At 68.3% G+C, this 19,994-nt stretch carries 16 protein-coding genes; 5 read left to right on the top strand and 11 right to left on the bottom strand.

Annotation, left to right across the window (positions count from 1 at the left end; genetic code table 11):
* Positions 1–114: 114 nt before the first annotated feature.
* On the bottom strand, positions 115–999 hold the full coding sequence (locus DWG18_RS13160) for a lipid-binding SYLF domain-containing protein (RefSeq protein ID WP_115647612.1): 885 nt from the start codon (positions 997–999) through the stop codon (positions 115–117).
* 146 nt (positions 1,000–1,145) lie between these two features.
* Between DWG18_RS13160 and hemH the strand changes: the two genes are divergently transcribed.
* Positions 1,146–2,120, top strand: coding sequence for a ferrochelatase (gene hemH / locus DWG18_RS13155; RefSeq protein ID WP_240318532.1), 975 nt, complete (start codon positions 1,146–1,148; stop codon positions 2,118–2,120).
* Positions 2,120–2,968, top strand: a complete 849-nt coding sequence (locus tag DWG18_RS13150; protein WP_115647610.1) for an alpha/beta hydrolase — start codon at positions 2,120–2,122, stop codon at positions 2,966–2,968. Before hemH ends, DWG18_RS13150 begins: the two co-directional genes overlap by 1 nt.
* A 68-nt stretch (positions 2,969–3,036) precedes the next feature.
* Here the strand turns inward: DWG18_RS13150 and DWG18_RS13145 are convergent, their stop codons facing one another.
* From DWG18_RS13145 to ttcA, 8 genes are all read right to left on the bottom strand, one after another.
* Complete coding sequence (locus DWG18_RS13145; RefSeq protein ID WP_162823846.1) at positions 3,037–4,488, bottom strand: acetate kinase; 1,452 nt, start codon at positions 4,486–4,488, stop codon at positions 3,037–3,039.
* Positions 4,489–4,524: 36 nt separating this feature from the next.
* Complete coding sequence (locus tag DWG18_RS13140) at positions 4,525–5,283, bottom strand: hypothetical protein (protein ID WP_115647608.1); 759 nt, start codon at positions 5,281–5,283, stop codon at positions 4,525–4,527.
* Positions 5,283–5,966 carry a C39 family peptidase gene (locus DWG18_RS13135; RefSeq protein WP_115647607.1) on the bottom strand — a complete coding sequence of 228 codons (684 nt, stop codon included), beginning with the start codon at positions 5,964–5,966 and terminating at the stop codon, positions 5,283–5,285. The genes DWG18_RS13140 and DWG18_RS13135 overlap by 1 nt, the downstream gene beginning before the upstream one ends.
* On the bottom strand, positions 5,963–6,403 hold the full coding sequence (locus DWG18_RS13130; RefSeq protein ID WP_115647606.1) for a hypothetical protein: 441 nt from the start codon (positions 6,401–6,403) through the stop codon (positions 5,963–5,965). Before DWG18_RS13130 ends, DWG18_RS13135 begins: the two co-directional genes overlap by 4 nt.
* Positions 6,404–6,496: 93 nt before the next feature.
* Positions 6,497–7,405, bottom strand: coding sequence for a hypothetical protein (locus DWG18_RS13125; RefSeq protein WP_115647605.1), 909 nt, complete (start codon positions 7,403–7,405; stop codon positions 6,497–6,499).
* A 372-nt stretch (positions 7,406–7,777) separates the two neighbouring features.
* Positions 7,778–8,569 carry a SprT family zinc-dependent metalloprotease gene (locus tag DWG18_RS13120; protein ID WP_115647604.1) on the bottom strand — a complete coding sequence of 264 codons (792 nt, stop codon included), beginning with the start codon at positions 8,567–8,569 and terminating at the stop codon, positions 7,778–7,780.
* A gap of 7 nt (positions 8,570–8,576) precedes the next feature.
* A complete protein-coding gene (locus DWG18_RS13115; protein ID WP_115647603.1) occupies positions 8,577–9,482 on the bottom strand; it encodes a recombination-associated protein RdgC in 906 nt (301 codons plus the stop codon).
* 72 nt (positions 9,483–9,554) lie between these two features.
* The gene (ttcA, locus tag DWG18_RS13110; protein ID WP_115648187.1) at positions 9,555–10,457 is read right to left on the bottom strand and encodes a tRNA 2-thiocytidine(32) synthetase TtcA; all 903 of its coding nucleotides are present in this window, start codon (positions 10,455–10,457) and stop codon (positions 9,555–9,557) included.
* A 95-nt stretch (positions 10,458–10,552) separates the two neighbouring features.
* Between ttcA and DWG18_RS13105 the strand changes: the two genes are divergently transcribed.
* On the top strand, positions 10,553–10,762 hold the full coding sequence (locus DWG18_RS13105; RefSeq protein ID WP_115647602.1) for a YdcH family protein: 210 nt from the start codon (positions 10,553–10,555) through the stop codon (positions 10,760–10,762).
* A gap of 81 nt (positions 10,763–10,843) precedes the next feature.
* Here DWG18_RS13105 and plsB read toward each other — a convergent pair whose 3' ends face one another.
* Entirely contained in the window at positions 10,844–13,597 is a 2,754-nt protein-coding gene (plsB, locus tag DWG18_RS13100; protein WP_115647601.1) for a glycerol-3-phosphate 1-O-acyltransferase PlsB, read from the bottom strand.
* A 429-nt stretch (positions 13,598–14,026) separates the two neighbouring features.
* Here plsB and DWG18_RS13095 point away from each other — a divergent pair, with 429 nt between their 5' ends.
* Positions 14,027–17,230, top strand: coding sequence for an autotransporter serine protease (locus DWG18_RS13095; RefSeq protein ID WP_115647600.1), 3,204 nt, complete (start codon positions 14,027–14,029; stop codon positions 17,228–17,230).
* Positions 17,231–17,282: 52 nt separating this feature from the next.
* Here DWG18_RS13095 and DWG18_RS13090 read toward each other — a convergent pair whose 3' ends face one another.
* The gene (locus tag DWG18_RS13090; protein ID WP_115647599.1) at positions 17,283–19,262 is read right to left on the bottom strand and encodes a UvrD-helicase domain-containing protein; all 1,980 of its coding nucleotides are present in this window, start codon (positions 19,260–19,262) and stop codon (positions 17,283–17,285) included.
* A gap of 100 nt (positions 19,263–19,362) precedes the next feature.
* On the opposite strand from DWG18_RS13090, the gene DWG18_RS13085 reads away from it, so the two are divergent.
* The gene (locus DWG18_RS13085; protein WP_115647598.1) at positions 19,363–19,992 is read left to right on the top strand and encodes a thymidine kinase; all 630 of its coding nucleotides are present in this window, start codon (positions 19,363–19,365) and stop codon (positions 19,990–19,992) included.
* Positions 19,993–19,994 lie beyond the last annotated feature (2 nt).

Raw genomic sequence — 19,994 nt, 5'->3', positions numbered from 1 at the left:
GATTCCTGATCCCCGTGGCGCCCTCGGCGCGACGCCGGATCGGCGACTGTCCCGACGCCACGGGCGTGGCGTCGCATTACGACGATCAGGATAACGCAGCGCCCGCGACGGCGTTTACGGCAGCGGTTCGGTTTTTACCGCGGGTTCCGCGTTCTGGAACGGCTGCGGCTTGGGGTCGGTCGCGGCCGGGGCACCGGGCGCAACCGGCGTGCTGCTGCTCGGCGGTGCGCCAGTCGTGGTGTTGGTCGGCGCGGGCTGCGCGGCGCTGGCCGCCACGCTGGTGGCCGGCGTGCCCGCGCGCTCGGCGCGTGCGGCGGCGCTCGCTTCCTCGAGCGCATCGCGGAAGTCGACCAGCGCGTTCGATGGCGCGCCCGTCGCGCGGCCCTCGAAGATCATGCGCGGCGTGGTGCCGGCGCCGTAGGCGAGCTGGTCGGCTTCGTCGTCGACCTGCAGCACGGCGCCGTCGAGTGCGATGCCGGCGAACAGGCCGCGGGCGCGCGACCACGACCAGATCTCGGCCTTGAGCTGGCCGTCGGTGGCGGTGGCGGCGCTGCGACCCAGTGGACCGGCCGCGACCGATGCATCCGCGCCCAGCGTGACCTTGCCGTTGACGATCGAGTCGACGCCGCGCTCGCCGCGGAACACCAGCACGATGTCCGCCGACTGCAGGCCGGCCTGCAGGCCGATCGAGCCGCCGGTGAGCTTCACGAACGCCGGCTGCGACCACGTGCCGTCGGGATTCTTGACCGCCATGAGCCCGTGACCGCGGCGGCCGCCGACCACCAGACCGATCTTCAGCGCGTCGGGGACGACGACGATCGCGCGCGCCTCGTCGAGCAGCTTGTCCGGGATGGCGGACTCCGGGATCTCGCGGATGTCGTGCAGCACGCGCACGGCGTTCTTGGCGCGCAGGTCCTCGGCAGGGCCGGCGAGGACGGCGGGTGCGGCGGCGAGGCCGAGCGCGAGGACGAGGCCGGACAGGCGGGGGCGACGGGCCATGGCGGATACCGGAAGGAACGGATGGTTCAGGCTAGTGAGCCTGCGATGAATATCAAGCAACCGGTGCGACCGATCCATCGCGATCGCAGCGGCGACGACGCGTTGCGACGGCGCCGGCACGCCGCGGTCGGTGGCGCTGTCATGCTATGCGGATGAGTTCCGACGCCCCACCACGCACCGCGCTCGTCCTGGCCAACCTCGGCACGCCCGACGCGCCGACGCCGGCCGCCGTGCGACGTTATCTCTCCGAATTCCTGCATGACCACCGCGTCGTCGACCTGACGCGCTGGATCTGGTGCCCGCTGCTGCACTTCGTGATCCTGCCACTGCGTGGCGGACCGGTCGCGAAGAAGTACGCATCGATCTGGATGGACGGGCCCGACGGCGGTTCGCCGCTCGCGGTCTACACGCGTCGCCTTGGGCGCGCGGTGCAGGCGGAAATGCCCGATGTCCACGTCGTCGACGCGATGCGCTATGGCGAACCGAAGCTGCAGGGCGTGCTTGCGCAGCTGGAGCGCGAAGGCTACGCGCGCGTCGTCATGTTGCCGCTGTATCCGCAGTACTCGACGTCGACCACCGCTTCCGTCGAAGACGTCGTCGCGCGCATGGACGTGCTGAAGCCGCGCGTGATCGGGGACTACCACCTCGACGCCGGCTGGGTACACGCGATTGCGGACAGCGTGCGCGCCGCGCGCGAAGCGACGTCGGGCGATCGCCACCTGCTGTTCTCGTATCACGGGCTGCCCGAGCGCTTCGTGCGCCGCGGCGATCCGTACCAGCAGCACTGCGAGGCGTCGTCGCGCGCCATTGCCGAAGCGCTCGGGCTCGATGCGGCGCAGTGGTCGCTGGCGTACCAGTCGCAGTTCGGAAAGGAGAAGTGGATCGGGCCGTCGACGCGCGACACGCTGCTGGCGCTCGCCACGCGCGGTGTGGTCGACGTGGACGTCGTCTGCCCCGGCTTTGCGGTCGACTGCCTCGAAACGCTCGAGGAAATCGCCGAGATGCTCGCGCACGAGTTCGCGCAGGCCGGCGGCCGGATGCAGTACATCCCCTGCCTCAACGACGCGCCGGCGCATGCCCGCGCGCTCGCCGATCTCGCGCGCCGCGCGCTGGCGGACTGATGCGCGAGATCACGCTCGATACGCCGTTCGGTCGGCTCGCCGGCCTGCGCTTCGGCCACGGCGGTGCGCCGGTGCTCGCGTTGCACGGCTGGCTCGACAACGCGGCGAGCTTCCTGCCGCTGTCGTCGCGCTTGGCCGGACTCGATCTCGTCGCGATCGATCTACCCGGCCACGGCGCCAGCGCGCATCTGCCGCCGTCCGCCGACTACACGCTGGTCGCGGCGGCACGCGCGGTGTTGTCGGTGGCGGATGCGCTCGGCTGGTCGCGGTTCTCGCTGCTCGGGCATTCCATGGGCGGCGCGACGTCGACGCTGGTCGCCGCGGCCGCCCCGGAACGCATCGAACGCATGGCGCTGATCGAAGCGCTCGGTGGCCTCGTCGAAGCCGAGGACCGCACCGCGATCCGCCTGCGCGAAGCGTTCGCGGTGCACGGCGAACCGGCGGGTGCGCGGCGTCGCGTGTTTCCCGACGTCGCCACCGCGGTGCGCGCGCGTCTGCAGGCCGGTGGCCTCACCGAGCTCGCGGCGCGACCGATCGTCGAACGCGGACTCGCGCCGGCGCCGGAAGGCGGGTTCACCTGGCGCAGCGACGCACGCCTCACACGACCGACCGCGGTGCGCATGACCGAAGGGCAGATGCGCGACGTCATCGCCGCCATCGAATGCCCCGTGCGGCTGGTGCATGCGGTGCCGGCGTTCCGCTTTTTCCCCGCCGAAGCGCGGGATGGGCGTGCGGCGCGATTGCGCGACGTCGAGCTCGTCGGCATCGAGGGCGGGCATCACCTGCACATGGAACTGCCGGACGCGGTCGCGGACGCGATCGGTCCGTTCCTGCACGGCGAGCGCTGAGCGCGCAAAGAAAAACCCCGCGCCGGGGCGCGGGGTCGCTGCGGTGACGTTCGGCGGGGGCGGGTAAATCAGAACGTCACCGGCACGCGCGCGGTGAAGGTGGTGTCCGGGGTGTCGCGGGTCACGCCGACGCCCAGCGACAGGTTGAGGCTGACGTGCTCGTTGAACGTGTACGAGCCGCCGATCAGCAGGGTGCCCAGGATCAGGCGCGCCGAGCCCGGCAGCGGTTCGCCGTTCTGCTTGATCTTGTCGACCCACGACATGTCGTAGCCGAACGAGATCGCGGCCTTCTCGTTGAGCGCGAGGCCCATGCCGACGTTGAAGCCGAGCTGGTCGCCCGCCTTGATGTCGCCCAGCGGTTCGGTCGTCGTCTGCGGGAAGCCTTCGGGCGCGCCGGTCAGCACGGTGCGTTGGACGTCGTGGCGCTCGAAGTTGTGCAGATAGCTGAAGCCGCCGAAGAACACGACCGGATCGGACGCATACAGCCAGGTGACGCCCGGCTGGATCGCGGCGAAGCCGGTGCCGGTCGGCAGTTCCAGCGGCAGGCCCGTGCCGGTCGCGTTGTCGACGCAGCGCGTCACGCAGTCGGTCGGAACCTCGAAGATGTCCTTGCCGGTGCGCGACTTGTAGCGCAGCCAGCCGACCCAGTAGGCCTTGTCCGGGCCGCCCTGGTTGAACTGGTAGCGCGCCGTCATTTCGACGTCGCCCAGGCCGCTGCCATGCGTGGTGAAGACGCGGTCGGTCGCGGAACCGGTGAAGATCTCGCGGCTGATCGTGTCGGTGTTCGCGTAGAGGTAGGGAACGCGGCCTTCCAGCTCGAAGCGATTGGTCACGCCCCAGCGACCGGTGAGCGTCGCGGTCGCGGCGGTCGCCTTGACCTGGCGCACGTCGATCAGGCCGATCAGGATCGCCGGGATGATGGTGTAGCCGATCAGCGCGACGCGATCGGTCGCCGAATAGCCCACCTGCAACGACGGCTCGAGCACGAACTTGCCGTGCGGCGTGAGCACGCCCGGCTGGTCGAAGATCTGCGCGACCTGCGGCCGCTGGCTTTCTTCGGTCGGTGCGCGTCCCACGGGCTGTTGCGCGGTGGGCTGCGAGCCGGGCGGTTGGCCCGTCGCCTGCCCGCCGCCCTGCCCACCAGGCGCCTGCGGCGCGGCCGCGAAGTGGGACGGCGCGCTGCCGCCCGGCGACTGCGGCGCGAACGGCGTCATCGCGTCCAGCGTCGCCGCGGCCGACACCACGCCGGTCGCGGTCGCCGCCGCACCGGCCAGCGAGGCGGCGGGCGCACCCTCGCCGCGCAGGGCGTCGAGGTCGCGATCGTGGAGTTGTTGACGAAGATCGGCGATGTCGCGCGACTGCGCGTCCATCGTCTGTTTCATCGCGGCCAGTTCGTCCTGCTGTGCATGCACGAGCGCTTCGAGTTGGGTAACGCGATCCGCTTCTTGCGCTTGCGCCTGGCTGGCGATGGCCAGTGAGATCGCAGCGGCGAGCGAGAGACGACGCAGCATCCGTGACATCGGCATCCTCATCGGGTTGTGTGGAGCGGTGGGGCGTCAGGGGTTTCCGCCCAGACGCAGCGAGTCGGTCAGCGACTGTGTGAAGTGGATGTTCTGCAATAGAGTCAGGGTGTTGACGGCCGCGTGAATGGTCGTCATCGCCTGGATGGTCTGGCCGTCCAGCGAGTTCTGGATGATCAGCGTGCCCATGTTCGGCACGATCGACGTGCCGGTGTTCGGGATCAGCGCGATGTCCGTGTTCGGCAGTACCGTGGTGCCCGCGTTCGGGACGAGCGCGGTGTTGTCGGTGGGCGCGATGGCCGGCGCGATGGCCGGTGTAGACGGGATCGTCGGAATCGTCGGGATGCTCGGCGTCGTCGGGACCGTCGGCGTCACGACCACGGGTACCGCGGGAATCGTCGGCGTGTTGACCACCGGTGTCGCGATCGTCGGCGTGGTGGCCGTGGTGGATGTGTTCGAAGTCGCCACGTTGCTGGTCGTCGAGCCCGAGCCGCCGCCGATCTGCACGGCCTTGTTCTGGGTCAGCGATGTGAGCTGGTTAACCTGTTCCTGGGTGATCTTGGAGACGTCGGGAATGGTGACGGTCTGGGTGATGACGGTCTGGCCGTTGACGGTAACGGTGCGCTCGAAGCCGAACCCGGCGGTGATGCCGGACGGCATGTCGAAACCGCCGCGCAGGTTGTCGAGACGGTCCTGCGGAATCGGCGGACCGAGATCGACCTCGTCGGCGCGCGACGTCGCGGCAAAGACCAGGCTGGTGAAGAGAACAGGGGCTAGCAGGGCAGGGAATCGCATCAGAAGTCTCCCGGTCCGCGCTTGGGCATGTCGAAGTTCTGCACGCCTTCGCGCCGGATGACGGTGTCGACCGGTGCGGGCGGCGCGATGCGCCAGTCGGCCGGTCGGTTGAATTGCGCGAATTCGCGGCGGTTGTGCACCACGAACAGCACTCGGTTGTCCCACAACTTTTCGAACTGGCGGCGCGTCATCGAACGCGTGCCCCGCGACGGATCGCCGAGCAGCACCCGCTCGCCGCGCAGGCCTTTCACCACCACGAAGTGGCGATAGCCGCGGTCGTTGAGCAGCACGATGGCGGGCACGCCTTCTTCTTCGAGCTTGTCCAGCGGCAGCTGGAAGCCATCGGCCTCGTATCCCTGCGACGCGAGGTAGCGCCGCATGTCGAGCATGGAGAAGCCTTCCTTGCGGATGCGCTTGGCATCGCCGGTGGTGAACATCTGCTTGAACACGTCGGCTTCGCTCACCGGGTGTCCGTACTGGAACGTGAGCAGCGTCGCGGCAGCCGCCGAGCCACAGCTGAAGTCGTATTGCTGGCGCACCGTGGTGCGAAAGCGCGCTTCCTTCAGGCTGGTGACGGCGACGCCGTAGCGCTGACCCGGAGGACGCACCTCGATCGTGGTCGCCCCGGCGAGGGTGGCGAACCCCAGGCCCAGACTCAGCAGCAGCGCAGCGCCGTGTCTCATGGCGACGGCGTGAACTGGATGCTGACGACCGTGCTGTTCTGGATCAGCACGTTGTTGCCGCTGTTCTGGATGACCGTATTCAGGCCGGCGGCATTGCCGAACGACCCGCCGTCGACCAGGTTCACGCCGCTCACGGTGTTCTGTGCGGTGTTGCCGCTGACGTTGCCGTCGTTGTCGGCCGTGTTGGTCGTGGTGGTGACGTTGAAGCTGTCCTTGATGTCGGTGCCGCCGCGCAGGTCATCGAGCGCGTCGGTCGTCATGGCCGTCGCGTCGAGTGAATTGACGGCGTTGGACGTCGCAGCCGGAACGAGTTGGGTGGCCGCCGCTGCGGCAACGGGTGCAACGAGGGGATCGACGACGTTGCCCGCAAACGCGGCCGGAGCCACGAGCGCGGTCGCGCCGGCGATTACGAGCACCGCATGAAGATGCAGTCGCATGGCAGTCTCCTGGCGGGGGCGGAACCGGCGGGGCGAACCCCGCCGGCGTCGAAACCGGAGATGCGCGGCCGAAGCCGCGCATCCGGACCGGACTCAGTGACCGCCCACGTTGAGGTTGGACTGCACCGTGACCGCCTGCTGGACCATCGACTGCGCGCCGCTGTTCTGGCCGATGACCATGATCCCGGCTGCCGCATTGGCCGTACCGTTCGCCTGGTTCGACATGTCGAACGCGCCTGCGTCGGCATAGGCGTCGCCACTCGACGCACCGTCGCCACCGGCGGCGAGGCCGGTGCCGCTGCCGATGCCACCGGCGTCGCCCGAGCTGTTCGAGCCACCGGTGCCGCTGCCGCCGTTGCCGCCGTCGCCGCCGTCGCCGCCGTCCGCGTCGGAGGAGCCGCTGCTGACCGCAGCAATGATCGGGAGGATGGCCAACGTGCCGTCGGACGAGGTCGCGTCACCGCCACGGCCGCCACGACCGCCACGGCCACCACGGCCGTCCGCGCCGTCGTTGCTACCACTGGCGCCGATGCCCAGGCCGAGGCCCACGCCCGTGGCCGAGCCGCCACGACCGCCGCGGCTGTCGCCGCTGTTGTCGGCGTAGTTGCCGACCTGGCCGAAGCCATTGCCGCTCACGGAGCCGACCAGCACCGAGCTGGCGACCGCGGTATTGGTGTTGAACGAGTCGGAGACGTTCGAGACGGCGGTCGCGCCGTTGTTCGCGGCGGCGCCGAGGATGCCCAGCTGCGCGCTGTTGTCGGTCGAGTTGTCGTCGTGCGAGTCGTTGGTCGAGTTGTTGTTGAAGCCCGAACGGTTGTCGTTGTTCGAGTTGTTGGTGGAGTTGTCGTTCAGCGCGTCATTGACGGAGTTATCAACCGCGAGCAGGCCGACGGTGTTGCGGGAATTGTCGTTGGCGGAGTCCGTGATGGACTGGGCGAACGCGGGAGCTGCGACGAGGCCGAACGCCAGCGCGACGGAAGCAGCAATGAGAGTCTTGCGCATGAGGTGTCTCCTGGAGATGTCGTATTGCAGGGGAGGAAGCGCCCCGTTTCGGACGCATCGCCCTCATCGCATATCCCGTGCCAACCCGTGACACACGTCACGAATTCGCGCGCAACGCACAAGGATGAATACTTTGCGAATCCAAGCGGCCGTAGGCAGCATTCGCGCGCGAGTGTTTTCACAGAAAAGCCTGCGCCGGCGTGGAAATTTTTGCCGCCTCGTCACGGTCCACGGTCCCGCTCGCCTTAACTGCAAACCCACGAAAAAACGATGGCCGTTTCGCACGCAGTGCACGTTTTAGGCGCTGCTCGGTCGCAGCTGTGACGTGCGCATTCAGGCGGGCACGGCCATGCGAATCCGTGCCGATGGCATTCAGTGATGCGGGATCCCCGGCATCTCGCAGACCGCGCGCAACGCGGCCTTGATGGGGCGGCCACGGGACCGTAGCAGCTCGCGCTGCGGCTCCCACTCGGGATAGCGCTGCTCGACCTCGTCCCAGAATGCGGCCGAGTGGTTCGCTTGGATGAGGTGGCAGAGCTCGTGCACCAGCACGTACTCGAACGCCGCGGGCGGCGCGAGCACGAGGGCGAGGTCGAGGCGCATGCGGTCGTCGGGCGCGAGCGAGCCCCACAGCGACGTCAGCGGGCGGATCGTCACCGCCTTCGGCGGGCGCGGCAGCGTCGGCAGATACCGGGGCATCCAGCGGCCGACGTCGGCGCGTGCCTGGCCGAGATAGAAGTTCGAGAACGCCTTGCGCACGGCGGCTTCGGCGATCGCCGGCGGCAGCGTCGCGACGACGGCATCGCCATCGAGCTCGACCCGCAGGAAACGGCCGTCGCGCCACTGCAGCGGTGCGTCGACGCCACGTAGCGGCAGCGTCGCACTGGCGCCGATCTCGAGCGGTTGAACGGTGCCGAACGTGTGTGCGAGCTGGCCCGCCAGCCACGCCGCGTGTTCCTGCACGAACGCGCGCGCGCGGCGGTCGCTGGTACGCGGCGGCACCGTGAGCCGGATGCCGCGCTCGGTCACCGTCAGTCGCAGGCCGCGGACGCGCCGGTTGTCGACGCGCTTGACCTCGACCACGCGTCCGTCCGGCAGCACGACCCGCAACGGCTCGCGCACCGGGGGCGGTGCGCTGCGCGGCGGTCGCGCGCGGAAGAACATGCGGCGGTTACTCCACCTTCGACAGCTTGAGTGCCGGCTCGAGCACGGTGAACAGCCGGCGCAGCTCGTGGCTCATCAGCGCAAAGCGCGCTTCGAGCTCGGCGCGCAGATCCTCGCGTTCGGTGTTCTCCAGCGTGTCGACCGCGCCGTCCAGCAGCTTGAACTTGCGGATGACGAGATCCTCGCCGAGCACGAAGCTCACGTGGTCATCGAGCGTCAATGCGAGCCGCGTGACCTGCTTGCCCGACTGGAGGTGCTTGTCGATCTCGGCGTTGTCGGCGAGTTCCATGCGCTGGCACTTCACCACCGCACCCTGGTCGAGCGCGTCGCGCAGCTCGCATTCGTCGCCGAGGCTGAGGCCGTCCGGCAGCGCTTCGCCTGCGACCCAGCCGGTCAACACCGAACGCGGCGCGATCTCGGCATTGAGTGGCAGCGCGGGAAAGCTGCCGAGCGCGCGGCGGATTTCGCTGACGACGCTTTCGGCCGACTTCTTGCTCGACGTGTCGATCGCGACGATGCCCTGCTTCATGTCGAGGATGGCGTCGGTACGCGACGGCCGCACGAACGCGCGCGGCAGCAGCTCGGTGATCAGCTCGTCCTTCAGCCGCTTGCGGGTGCGACCGCCCGGTCGACGGCCTTCCTTTTCCTCAATGTCGTCGAGCTTCTTCTGCAGCAGATCGTTGACGACGGCACCCGGCAGCAGCCGGTCCTCGCTGCCGATCGCCAGCCAATAGGCCTCGTCGAGCATGTGCTTGAAGCCTTCGGTGTCACGACCGAACGGCGAGACGAAGCCACGCGTGGACAGCTCCATCGGACCGACCGGGCGCAGTGCGCATTCGGCGAGGCCAGCATCGAAGGCGTCGAGTTCGAGCGACGTGGGAAAACGGAACAGAGTGAGATTGCGGAAGAACATCGAAGATCCGGAGAGTGGAAAACGGGCCGCCTGTGCAGCGGCCGGAATGTCGGGTCGGAAAACGCGTCGCGCTCAGTCGTCGCGCGCGTCGTGCGGTTCGCCGGCGAGCCAAGCATGCGCATCGGGCAAGGGCGCATCGCCGTGTCGACCGAGCGCGAGGAAGTCGAACAGCTTCGTATCGGACAGCTGCGACGGGCGGATGTCGCCGAGCGCGCGCGCCATGGTCTCGATGCGACCGGGCGATTCCTGCTCCCACGCATCCATCATCCGCTTCACCTGCTTGCGCTGCAGGTTCTCCTGCGAGCCGCAGAGGTTGCACGGAATGATCGGGAACGCCTTCGCGTCCGCGTAGGCCGCGATGTCCTCTTCCTTCGAATACGCGAGCGGGCGGATCACCACGTGCTTGCCGTCGTCGCTCTGCAGCTTGGGCGGCATGCCCGACAGCTTCGCGTGGAAGAACAGGTTGAGGAAGAACGTCGCGACGAGGTCGTCGCGATGGTGACCGAGTGCGATCTTGGTAAAGCCTTCCTGCTCGGCATACGTGTACAGGGCGCCGCGGCGCAGGCGCGAGCACAGCGAGCACATGGTCTTGCCTTCCGGCACGACGCGCGTGACGACCGAATACGTGTCCTGCTCGAGGATCTTGTACGGCACGCCGATCGACTCGAGATACGCCGGCAGCACGTGTTCCGGAAAGTCGGGCTGCTTCTGGTCGAGATTCACCGCGACCAGCTCGAACTTCACCGGCGCCTTCTTCTGCAGCTGCAGAAGGATGTCGAGCATGGTGTAGCTGTCCTTGCCGCCGGACAGGCAGACCATCACCTTGTCGCCGTCTTCGATCATGCCGAAGTCGGCGATCGCCCGGCCGACCTGGTGACGCAGGCGCTTGGCGAGCTTGTTGGCCTCGTGCTGCGCGCGCTTGGCGCGTGGCGGCAGCGGTTCGGGCAGCGGGATGATCGGAACGACGGTACTCATGCACGCCATTCTACGGGCCGGCCGTCGCACGGCCTGACGGCATCGGACGTCGGCTGCGCTCGCTGCCGGTCGCGCTCACGGGCTAAGCTGGACGCATGACCGACGGCCGAAGCCCCGCCGACATCGCCCGCCAGCTCGCCGACCTGCGCGAGCAGCATCGCGATCTCGACCTCGCCATCGACGGCCTGGGCCACGCGGCCGTCCGCGACGAACTCGCCGTCACCCGGCTGAAGAAGCGCAAGCTCCAGCTGAAGGACGCGATCGCGCGGCTGGAGTCGGCGCTGATCCCGGACGAGCCTGCGTAGCGACGGCTTGCCCATCCTTTCCGGGCACGACGCGCGACTGCGAACGCGCGACCACGGCATCACGCCGGGTCGCACGGCGGATCAGGACGCGGCTTTCGTCGCCGACGCTTTCGCGGCCTCGGCCGCCTCCGGGCTGACCTTCTCGATCGAATGCCGCAGCTCGCGGCCGAGGATGAACTTCGCGTCCCGGGCCCAGGCGTCGAGGCGCGCGTCGAAGGTGAGCTTGCCGTTCTCGTCGGCCCACACCATGCGCAGCTCGCGCAGCTTGGCGATGAAGCCGCGGAACAGCGACTTGTCGAAGAACTCGGGCGCGGCCGGTGCGTACAACAGCGACAGGCGCTGCGCGGCGAGGTGGCAGAGCGTCTCCAGTTCGCCGGCGCTCAGCGTGCCCGGACCGTTCTTCACCAGCACCGAAATCGCGATGTAGTAGCGCTCGAACGCCTGCTGCAGCGAGTGGCCGATCGCACGAAGACGGAACACCTCGTCGGACTGACTGGCGCTGCGCGACAGCTGTTCCGGATCGTCGTCGTCGCGACGACGCAGCAGGCCTTCGGCCTGGAACAGGTCGACGGTCGCGCGCAGACGCTCGGCGAAGTCGTCCTCGCTCCACGGCAGGAACAGTTCGCTCTGCAGGAACGGATACACGCTGCGGCCCAGGCGCAGCACCGACGACAGCGTCATGCGGCGGTTGTGCTGGAAGCAGCACGCGACCCACGCCGCCGCGGTGAACAGGTGCAGCACGTTGTTGCGGAAGTAGCTGAGCAGCACCGCCTTCTCGTCGTCGACTTCCAGCACGTCGCCCAGCGGATGCTTCACGCGTACGAGGACGTTGATCTCCTCGCCGTGCGCGATGATCTCTTCGGGCGTGTGCGGCGTGACGGTGACGCGGTCCGAATACGGCAGCTGCGCGAGCAGCTTCTTGCTCAGCGCAATCTGCTCGAGCAGGTCGACTTCGCTCATCGCGTGCTTGGGCGTCGACAGCAGCGCAAGCGCGAGCAGGTTGATCGGATTGACGTCTGCCGCGCCGTTGACGTTGATCTGGATGCGATCGGCCAGCGTGTCGACGGTGTCGTTGAGCCACGACGGTTTCGCGTCTTCGGGCACGGGCTTGCCGTCCCAGTCGGGCGCTTTTTCCGCGAGCACGTCCGCGAGGCGGATCGGCTGGCCGAAGTTCACCACCACCTGGCCGTAGTTGCTTCCGAGCACCTTGGGAATGCCCATCAGCAGCTGCCAGATCGATTCCTTCTCCTTCGGCTTGCCGGAGAGCTCGTCGAGATAGCTGCGTCCTTCCATCAGCTTCTCGTAGCCGATGTAGACCGGCTGGAACAGCACCGGACGGGTCGGCGCGCGCAGGTAGGCGCGCAGCGTCATGGCGATCATGCCGCCCTTGGGCTGCAGCAGGCGACCGGTGCGCGAGCGGCCACCCTCGATGAAGTACTCGATCGAATAACCGCCGGCGACCAGCTGCGCGAGGTATTCGGAAAACACTGCGGAATACAGCGCACTGCCGCGGATCGACCGTCGCAGGAAGAACGCACCGCCCTTGCGCAGCAGCGTGCCGACGACGGGCAGGTTGAGATTGACGCCCGCTGCAATATGCGGGGGCACGATCCCCCGCGTGTACAGCAGGTAGCTGATCAGCAGGTAATCCATGTGGCTGCGGTGGCAGGGCACATAGATGACTTCATGGCCCGGCGCGTCTTCCTTCAGTCGGTCCAGGTGATGGACGAGCACGCCGCGATAGATGCGGTTCCACACCGGCGCGAGCAGGAAACTCACCGAGCGCACCACGGGATGCGAATAGTCGGCCGCGATCTCGTACGCGAGCGCGTGCGCCTTCTTCCACGCATCGGCCATGCTGCTGTTGTCGCGACGCGCCTGGTCGGCGATCGCGTCGAGCACGGTCGGCGCGGCAAGCACACGATCGACCAGCAGACGGCGCGTCGACAGATCCGGTCCGATCACCGCACTGCGGATGCGTCGGAAGTGCGCCCGCAGCACGCGAGACAGTTTGCGCACTGTGCGTTCCGGCGGCAGGCCTTCGTCGACGATCGTGCGCAGCGACACCGGCGGCGCGAAGCGCACGTAGGTTTCGCGGCCGTTGAGCGCGATCGACAGCAGGCGGCGGAAGCGACCGACCAGCTGCCAGTTCTCGGAGAACAGCACCGAGAACCAGCCCGTCGTCTTCTCCGGCGCGCGGCCGACGAAGATCGACACCGGCACCAGCTGCACGTCGAGCGAGGCATCGCTGCGGTGCGCCTCGATCAGGCGCGCCAGCGATTCCGAATGCGACTTGCCGTTCTCGACGCGCGGGCGTTCGAGCACACCCGGGATGTTCGGCAGCGGCGCGATCGGCCCGACGTTGCGACGCGACAGCGCGACGTAGGCGCGACCGCGACCGGTGGGATCGCCCGGCAGCGGCGTCAGCGGCGACGGCAACCCGGCCTCGCGGCAGGCGCGATCGAGGATCAGGGCATTGGAGAGGCCGTAGTCCTCGAGTACGTAGCAGACGGGGCGTCCGTTCCAGTCGGGCACGTGCTCGGCCGGCGAGGCCGGCTCGATCTTGAGCGCGACCCAAGGCGCCATGATCCGCTCCAGCACGCGCGCCCACAGGGGACGCGAGGGCGGGCGCGACGGGCGCGGCGCGGGACCGTCGCCGCGGCCGGCGCCGGGCATGGGGAGGTCGGGTTGGGCGGGGTCGATCGCGCGCGCGGGCTCGGCTTCGATCCCGTCGCCCGTAGGCGCGGTCGGAGCGGGAGGCGTCGTGTCGTCGCCGTTCGCGGGCGGCTGGGCGTCCGGTAACGGCAGGGGCGTCTGTTGGGCCATCGCCGGCATTATGCCCAAGCGTGTTCACCGGGCCGGGAAGGCCGGATAACCGCTCGGTCTGGGGGCGCCGGATCCCTGGCGATCGCGGAAAAAGAAAAAGGAGGCCATAAGGCCTCCCCGAAAACCCGGCCGGAGCCGGCGGGACAACAACAATTGGACAGTGCCGGGTCGAACCGGACGCCGCCAGCTTAATAAAGCGTTATTGCTAATGCAACAGGCGGAATATGCTTTGTAACCTGTTGATTTAGCTGCGGTCGCCTTCGTGTCACCGTTGCATGAGCGCCGCAATCGCGGGCGGCCTGAACCACGTTGCCGATAAAACGCATTGCACTCGACAATCCGGCCAAGGCTGCCGTATACAGCTGCCTGCCCGTGACGCAGGTCGCGGAATGAGGTCCGGCCGCAGGGGCGGACCGTTCGATTTAGACCGGGGAATCCATGAAGACTCGTTCCACGCGTGCCGCCCGCGCCGGGCTCGCGCGCTCGTTGCTGTCGTGTGCTGTCGTCGCCACTCTTGCCGTCGGCGTGTCGCTGCCGGTCGCTGCCCAACAGGCACCCGCCGACCCCGGCCGTACCGGGAATCCGGACAGCTGGTTGACCGAAGAATTCAATGCGGACTGGGGCCTCGCCGCGATCAACGCGCAGTACGCCTACGCGCGGGGCCTGACCGGCCGCGGCGTGCGACTCGGGATCTTCGACAGCGGTGTCGCACTCGGTCACAACGAATTCGCCGGCAAGCAGACGCGCAGCATCCATATCGCCGACCTGATGCGCGACGGCGTGGCCTGCGCCAACACGACCGCACTCGCCGGCCCGGACGCGTGCTTCAGCTCTGACGGCGGCAGCGTCGCCATCGACTACTTCGAGTACACCGACGACGATCGCGCGCTGGTCCAGTACCTCACCGACATCGGCTACTTCTACGACTGGGTGCCGGAGTATCTCGAGTCGCTGGCCGGCTTCCATTACGGCACGCACGGCACGCACGTCGCCGGCACGATGACCGCCAATCGCGACGGCAACGGCACGCAGGGCGTGGCGTTCGGTGCCGACTTCAGCGCCTCGCGCCTGTTCTCGAACACCTATCAGGATCTGTTCGCGCTACTGGGCGACCCCAGCGGGCAGAACTACGCGATCGGTCCCGACAGCAGCGCCGTGCAGAGCATGTACGCGCAGATGGCCGCGCAGGGCGTTCGCGCGATCAATCACAGCTGGGGCCTGTCGAGCGAGCCGAACACCGCTGCGGACATGGACGAGCTGTACAGCCTCGACGGCGTGCCGGAGTATTTCCAGACCTACGCTGATCCGTCGCTCAACGACCACATCCTTCAGGTCTTCGCCGCGGGCAACAACAGTGGCGACATCGCGGGCATCTACGCCACGCTGCCGCGCTACGTCGACGGGCTCGAGAAGTACTGGGTGAGCGTCGTCAACATCAATGAAACCGGCGAGATCGATTCGAGCTCCAGCATCTGCGGCCTGAGCAAGGACTGGTGCGTGGCTGCGCCGGGCACTGACATCGGGTCGACGGTCGTCAGCGGCTCCATCGAGGGCTTGGTCGTGCGCGACGAGGACGGCAACGTCATCGGCCTCGACGTCACCGGCGAGAACCCGGAATACGACTACGGCCTGATGACCGGTACGTCGATGGCAGCGCCGCACGTCACGGGTGCGCTCGCGCTGCTGATGGAGCGATTCCCGTACCTCGACAATCCTCAGGTCCGTGATGTCCTGCTCACCACGGCCACCGACCTCGGCGATGCCGGTGTCGACGATATCTACGGCTGGGGCCTGATCGATCTCAAGAAGGCGATCGAAGGCCCGGGGCTGCTGCGCGTCGACACCGACGTGGTCATGAACACGCGCGCAGGTGGCATCCAGACGTGGTCGGGCCTCGCGTGGGACGACTGGACCAACGACATCGGCGGCCCGGGTCGCCTGACCAAGTCAGGCATCGGCTGGCTGCGCCTGTCGGGCGACAACGCGTTTGCCGGCGCCACGGTGAAGCAGGGCGTGCTCGAACTGACCGGCGACAACACGCTCACCGCCGCGACCAATGTCGACGGTGGCGTGTTGCTGCTGGGTGGCCGGCTCGACGGCAGCGCGCTGACCGTCAACGCGAACGGCGTGGCGACGATCAACGGCGCGGTGTCGGGCGCAGCGACGCGCGTCAACGCCGGCGGCCGCATCGGCGGCAACGGCGCGCTCGATGGCTTGTCTGTCTACGGCACCATCGCGCCGGGCAACAGCATCGGCACGCTGCACGTCAACGGCACCTACGTGCAGGGTGTGGGCTCGTTCTTCGACGCCGAACTCGGCGCGAACGGCGCATCGGACCGCATCGCGGTCGACGGCAACGCCGTGCTGCAAGGCGGTACCGTGCGCCTGCTCGGCGCGCCGGGCACCTACCTGCTGGGTCAGCAATACACCCTGCTCACCGCGAACAGCGGCGTCGCCGGTCAGTTCCAGACGGTGGATCGCGGCGCGTTCTCGCCGTTCCTGCGTTTCGATCTCGCGTACGCACCCACCGCGGTCGGCATCAACGTCGTGCGCGGCATGGCCCTCGCGGACGCGGGCGCGACGTGGAACCAGCGCCAGGTTGGTGCGGCGGCCGACGCCACCGCCATGTCGAACCCGCTGCTCACGTCGCTGACACAGCTGTTCCCCGCGCAGGCGCAGCCGGCGTTCGACGCACTCAGCGGCGAAGCGCATGCGAGCACGCGTGGGGTGCTGATCGACGCGAGCCGTCATGTCCGTGATGCGGCGCTCTCGCGCGGCCTCTCGCAGGCGGCGCCGGACCAGAGTGCCGACGGCGCGACGTCGCTGTGGGCGCAGGGGATGGCGACCGACGGCCACGTCGACGCCGACGGCAACGCCGCGCGGATCGACGCGCAGGGCAGCGGCATCTTTGTCGGCGCCGACCATGCGTTCGCGGGCAACTGGACGATCGGCGGTTTGCTGGGCAGCAGCCGCGAAGATCTAGCGGTCCCCGCGCGCGGTAGCCGCGGCGATACCAACGATCGTCACGTCGCGCTGTACGGCGGCGGTTTCGTCGGGCCGGTCGCCCTCCACGGCGGTATCGCGTGGTCCAGCCATGCGGTGGACATGCGTCGCCGTGTCGCATTCGCCGATGTCGACCAGACGCTGACGTCGGACTACGACGCCCGCACCACGCAGGCGTTCGTCGAAGGCAGCTATCGCTTCGGCTCGGCGGCCTGGTCGGTCGAACCCTACGGCCAGCTGGCGCAGGTGCGCGTGGATTCGGATCGTTTCACCGAGACGGGCGGCAGCGCGGCGTTGACGGTCGACGGGGACAGCCGCGTCAACCTCGCATCGGCCGGCGTGCGCTTCGCGGTGATGCCGACGGGCAGCGGCCAGACGCCGGGCTGGTTCCAGCTGCGCGGCGGCGTCGGTTACCGCCACGCCTCGGGTGACCTGGACTCGCCGACGACGGCGATGTGGAACGGTGGCGGCGCCTTCGTGGTGCACGGCGCGACGCTCGTCGACAACGCATGGACGGCGGAAGCCGGCATCGGCGCGTGGTTGAGCCCGCAGACGCTGGTCGAGCTCGGCTACAGCGGCCAGTACGGCGATGAAGCCAGCGATCACCGCCTCGACGCCAAGGTCTCCGTGCAGTTCTGACGGGGCGTGAAGAGAAGGGCGGCCACGGCCGCCCTTCTTCATTGCGGCGCGCTCACCCTTCGAGCAAGGCCTTGATCGCCGCGAAGCCCGCATCCGCGCGGGCTTTCTTGTTCTCGGCATCGACCACCGGGTCGGCGCCGTCGCGCTGGATCTCCGCGGCAGGCAGTTCGTCGAGAAAACGGCTGGGCTTGAGCCGCAACACTTCGCCCCAGCGCTGCGCCGTCTTCGAATACGACAGCCACAGGCGTTCCTTCGCACGGGTGATGCCGACGTAGAGCAGCCGGCGTTCCTCGTCGAGGCGGCCTTCGTCCAACGAGGCCTCGTGCGGCAGCGTGCCGTCCTCCATGCCGACGATGAAGACGTAGCGGAACTCCAGGCCTTTGGCCGCGTGCAGCGACATCAGCCGCACCTGGTTGCCGGCCTCGCCCTTGTCGGCATGCGAGAGCAGCGCGAGCTGCGCCGCGAGTTCGCCCGGTCCCGCGTTGCGCGCGCCTTCGAACCAGCCGGCGAGCTCGTCGAGGTTGCCCTTGCGACGCTGGTACGACGCCTCGTCCTTGCACTGCGCACGCACCGAGGCGAGCAGCCCGCTGCGTTCGGCGACTTCGCTCACCAGCTCCGCCGGCGTCACGACCGCGGACTTCGCGCGCAACTGGCGCACCAGCGTGGCGAACGAATCCAACGCATTCGCCGCACGCGGCGGCAACTGCTTGAGCGCGCCGACGTTCTCGATCGCCCGCGCCATCGGCATGTGCGCCTGCGCCGAGAGTTCGGCGAGCTTGGCCAGCGTGCCCGCGCCGACCTCGCGCTTGGGCGCCTGCACGGCACGCAGGAATGCGGCGTCGTCATCGGGATTGGCGAGCAGGCGAAGCCAGCTCAGCACGTCCTTGACTTCGCCGCGGTCGAGAAACGCCGTGCCGCCCGACAGGTGATACGGCACGCGCTGCAGCTGCAGAGCCTTCTCCAGCGCGCGACTCTGGAAGTTGCCGCGGAACAGGATGCAGAAGTCGCTCCACGGCGAGCGCGTGGACGCCGCGATGAACTGGATCTCCGCCGCGATGCGTTCGGCCTCGTGGCCAGACTCGCGGCATTCCCAGATGCGGATGCGCTCGCCGTCAGCCTGGTCGGACCACAGCGTCTTCAAGTGCTCGTGCGGGTTATTCGCGATCAGCGTGTTCGCCGCGCGCAGGACGCGGTTGCTGCAGCGGTAGTTCTGTTCGAGCTTGACGATGCGCAGCGTTGGATAGTCGGTGCTGAGCTGCAGCAGGTTGTCCGGGTTCGCACCGCGCCAGGCGTAGATCGACTGGTCGTCGTCGCCCACACAGGTGAACAACCCGCGCGGGCCGGCGAGCGCTTTCAGCAAACGGTACTGCGCGTCGTTGGTGTCCTGGCATTCGTCGACGAGCAGGTAGCCGATGCGCTCGCGCCACGCCAGGCACATGTCCTCGTCGGCCTCGAGCAACTGCACCGGCAGGCGGATCAGGTCGTCGAAATCGACCGCGTTGAAGCTGTTGAGGCGCGCCTGGTAGAGCTCGTAGATGGTCGCGGCTTCGACTTCGCGCGGCGCGCGTGCTTCGCGCATGGCTTCTTCGGGCGACAGACCTGCGTTCTTCGCGCGCGAGATCAGGTTCTTCACCGCGTCGATGGCGTCCGGCTTGCTGCCCGCGGGTAGCAGGTCCTTGATCTGCGCCGCCGTGTCGTCCGCGTCGAAAATCGAGAAGCCGCGACGCAGCCCCGCCTTCGCATGCTCGATCTGCAGGAACTTGAGACCCAGCGCGTGGAAGGTGCAGATGGTCAGGCCTTCCGCGGCATCGCCCTTGATGCGCTTGGCGACGCGCTCGCGCATTTCCTTCGCGGCCTTGTTGGTGAACGTGATCGCCGCGATTCGCTTGGCCGGCATGCGGCCCGTCGCGATCAGGTGCGCGATCTTCTCCACGATGACGCGCGTCTTGCCGGAGCCTGCGCCGGCGAGGACGAGGAGCGGGCCGTCGCAGTGCTCGACGGCGGCGCGTTGCTGGGGATTGAGACCGTGCATGGACACCACCTGCGGGCCGCGTATTGTGCCCGAGGCCGATCCCATCGCCTGAATGCGGTCAGGCGTGCGGCGGCGTGCGTCGACCGCCTAAAATGACGCCATGGCGAAGCTGTACTTCTACTACTCGGCGATGAACGCCGGGAAGACCACCACGCTGCTGCAGTCCGCGCACAACTACGCGGAGCGCGGCATGCGCACGTTCATCCTGACGCCCGCGCTGGACGATCGCGCCGGGCGCGGCGTCGTGGCCTCGCGCATCGGTCTGTCGTCGCAGGCGATCGCGTTCTCGCGCGACGACGATCTGGAACGCTGCATCCGCGCCGACATCGAGGCGCATGGGCCATTGCACTGCGTGCTGGTCGACGAGGCGCAGTTCCTGACCCGGGCACAGGTCTGGCAGCTCACCGAGATCGTCGACAGCCTGCGCATTCCGACGCTGTGCTATGGCCTGCGCACCGACTTCCGCGGTGAGCTGTTCGAAGGCAGCCAGTACCTGCTCGCCTGGGCGGACGAGATCGAAGAGATCAAGACGATCTGCCACACCGGCAAGAAGGCGACCATGACCGTGCGCGTCGACGAACACGGCCGCGCGGTGCAGGACGGCCCGCAGGTCGAGATCGGCGGCAACGAGCGCTACGTTTCGGTGTCCCGTGCGCAGTTCAAGTCGGTGATGCGCGGCGACGCCACGATCGAGCCCATGCAGGTGCCGCTGCCGTTCGAGCGCACCTGACG

The organism is Lysobacter sp. TY2-98, from assembly GCF_003367355.1.
Classification (GTDB): Bacteria; Pseudomonadota; Gammaproteobacteria; order Xanthomonadales; family Xanthomonadaceae; genus Cognatilysobacter.
The sequence above is the reverse complement of the archived record's forward strand: the minus strand, read 5'-3'. Positions and strand labels throughout refer to the sequence as shown.

Excerpts from the sequence above, each read along its gene's own strand:
- DWG18_RS13085 (WP_115647598.1), top strand. The coding sequence starts at position 19,363 with ATGGCGAAGCTGTACTTCTACTACTCGGCGATGAACGCCGGGAAGACC.
- hemH (WP_240318532.1), top strand. The coding sequence starts at position 1,146 with ATGCGGATGAGTTCCGACGCCCCACCACGCACCGCGCTCGTCCTGGCC.
- DWG18_RS13150 (WP_115647610.1), top strand. The coding sequence starts at position 2,120 with ATGCGCGAGATCACGCTCGATACGCCGTTCGGTCGGCTCGCCGGCCTG.
- DWG18_RS13140 (WP_115647608.1), bottom strand. The coding sequence starts at position 5,283 with ATGCGATTCCCTGCCCTGCTAGCCCCTGTTCTCTTCACCAGCCTGGTC.
- DWG18_RS13090 (WP_115647599.1), bottom strand. The coding sequence starts at position 19,262 with ATGCACGGTCTCAATCCCCAGCAACGCGCCGCCGTCGAGCACTGCGAC.
- DWG18_RS13160 (WP_115647612.1), bottom strand. The coding sequence starts at position 999 with ATGGCCCGTCGCCCCCGCCTGTCCGGCCTCGTCCTCGCGCTCGGCCTC.
- DWG18_RS13115 (WP_115647603.1), bottom strand. The coding sequence starts at position 9,482 with ATGTTCTTCCGCAATCTCACTCTGTTCCGTTTTCCCACGTCGCTCGAA.
- plsB (WP_115647601.1), bottom strand. The coding sequence starts at position 13,597 with ATGCCGGCGATGGCCCAACAGACGCCCCTGCCGTTACCGGACGCCCAG.
- ttcA (WP_115648187.1), bottom strand. The coding sequence starts at position 10,457 with ATGAGTACCGTCGTTCCGATCATCCCGCTGCCCGAACCGCTGCCGCCA.
- DWG18_RS13135 (WP_115647607.1), bottom strand. The coding sequence starts at position 5,966 with ATGAGACACGGCGCTGCGCTGCTGCTGAGTCTGGGCCTGGGGTTCGCC.
- DWG18_RS13145 (WP_162823846.1), bottom strand. The coding sequence starts at position 4,488 with ATGTCACGGATGCTGCGTCGTCTCTCGCTCGCCGCTGCGATCTCACTG.
- DWG18_RS13095 (WP_115647600.1), top strand. The coding sequence starts at position 14,027 with ATGAAGACTCGTTCCACGCGTGCCGCCCGCGCCGGGCTCGCGCGCTCG.
- DWG18_RS13125 (WP_115647605.1), bottom strand. The coding sequence starts at position 7,405 with ATGCGCAAGACTCTCATTGCTGCTTCCGTCGCGCTGGCGTTCGGCCTC.
- DWG18_RS13130 (WP_115647606.1), bottom strand. The coding sequence starts at position 6,403 with ATGCGACTGCATCTTCATGCGGTGCTCGTAATCGCCGGCGCGACCGCG.
- DWG18_RS13105 (WP_115647602.1), top strand. The coding sequence starts at position 10,553 with ATGACCGACGGCCGAAGCCCCGCCGACATCGCCCGCCAGCTCGCCGAC.
- DWG18_RS13120 (WP_115647604.1), bottom strand. The coding sequence starts at position 8,569 with ATGTTCTTCCGCGCGCGACCGCCGCGCAGCGCACCGCCCCCGGTGCGC.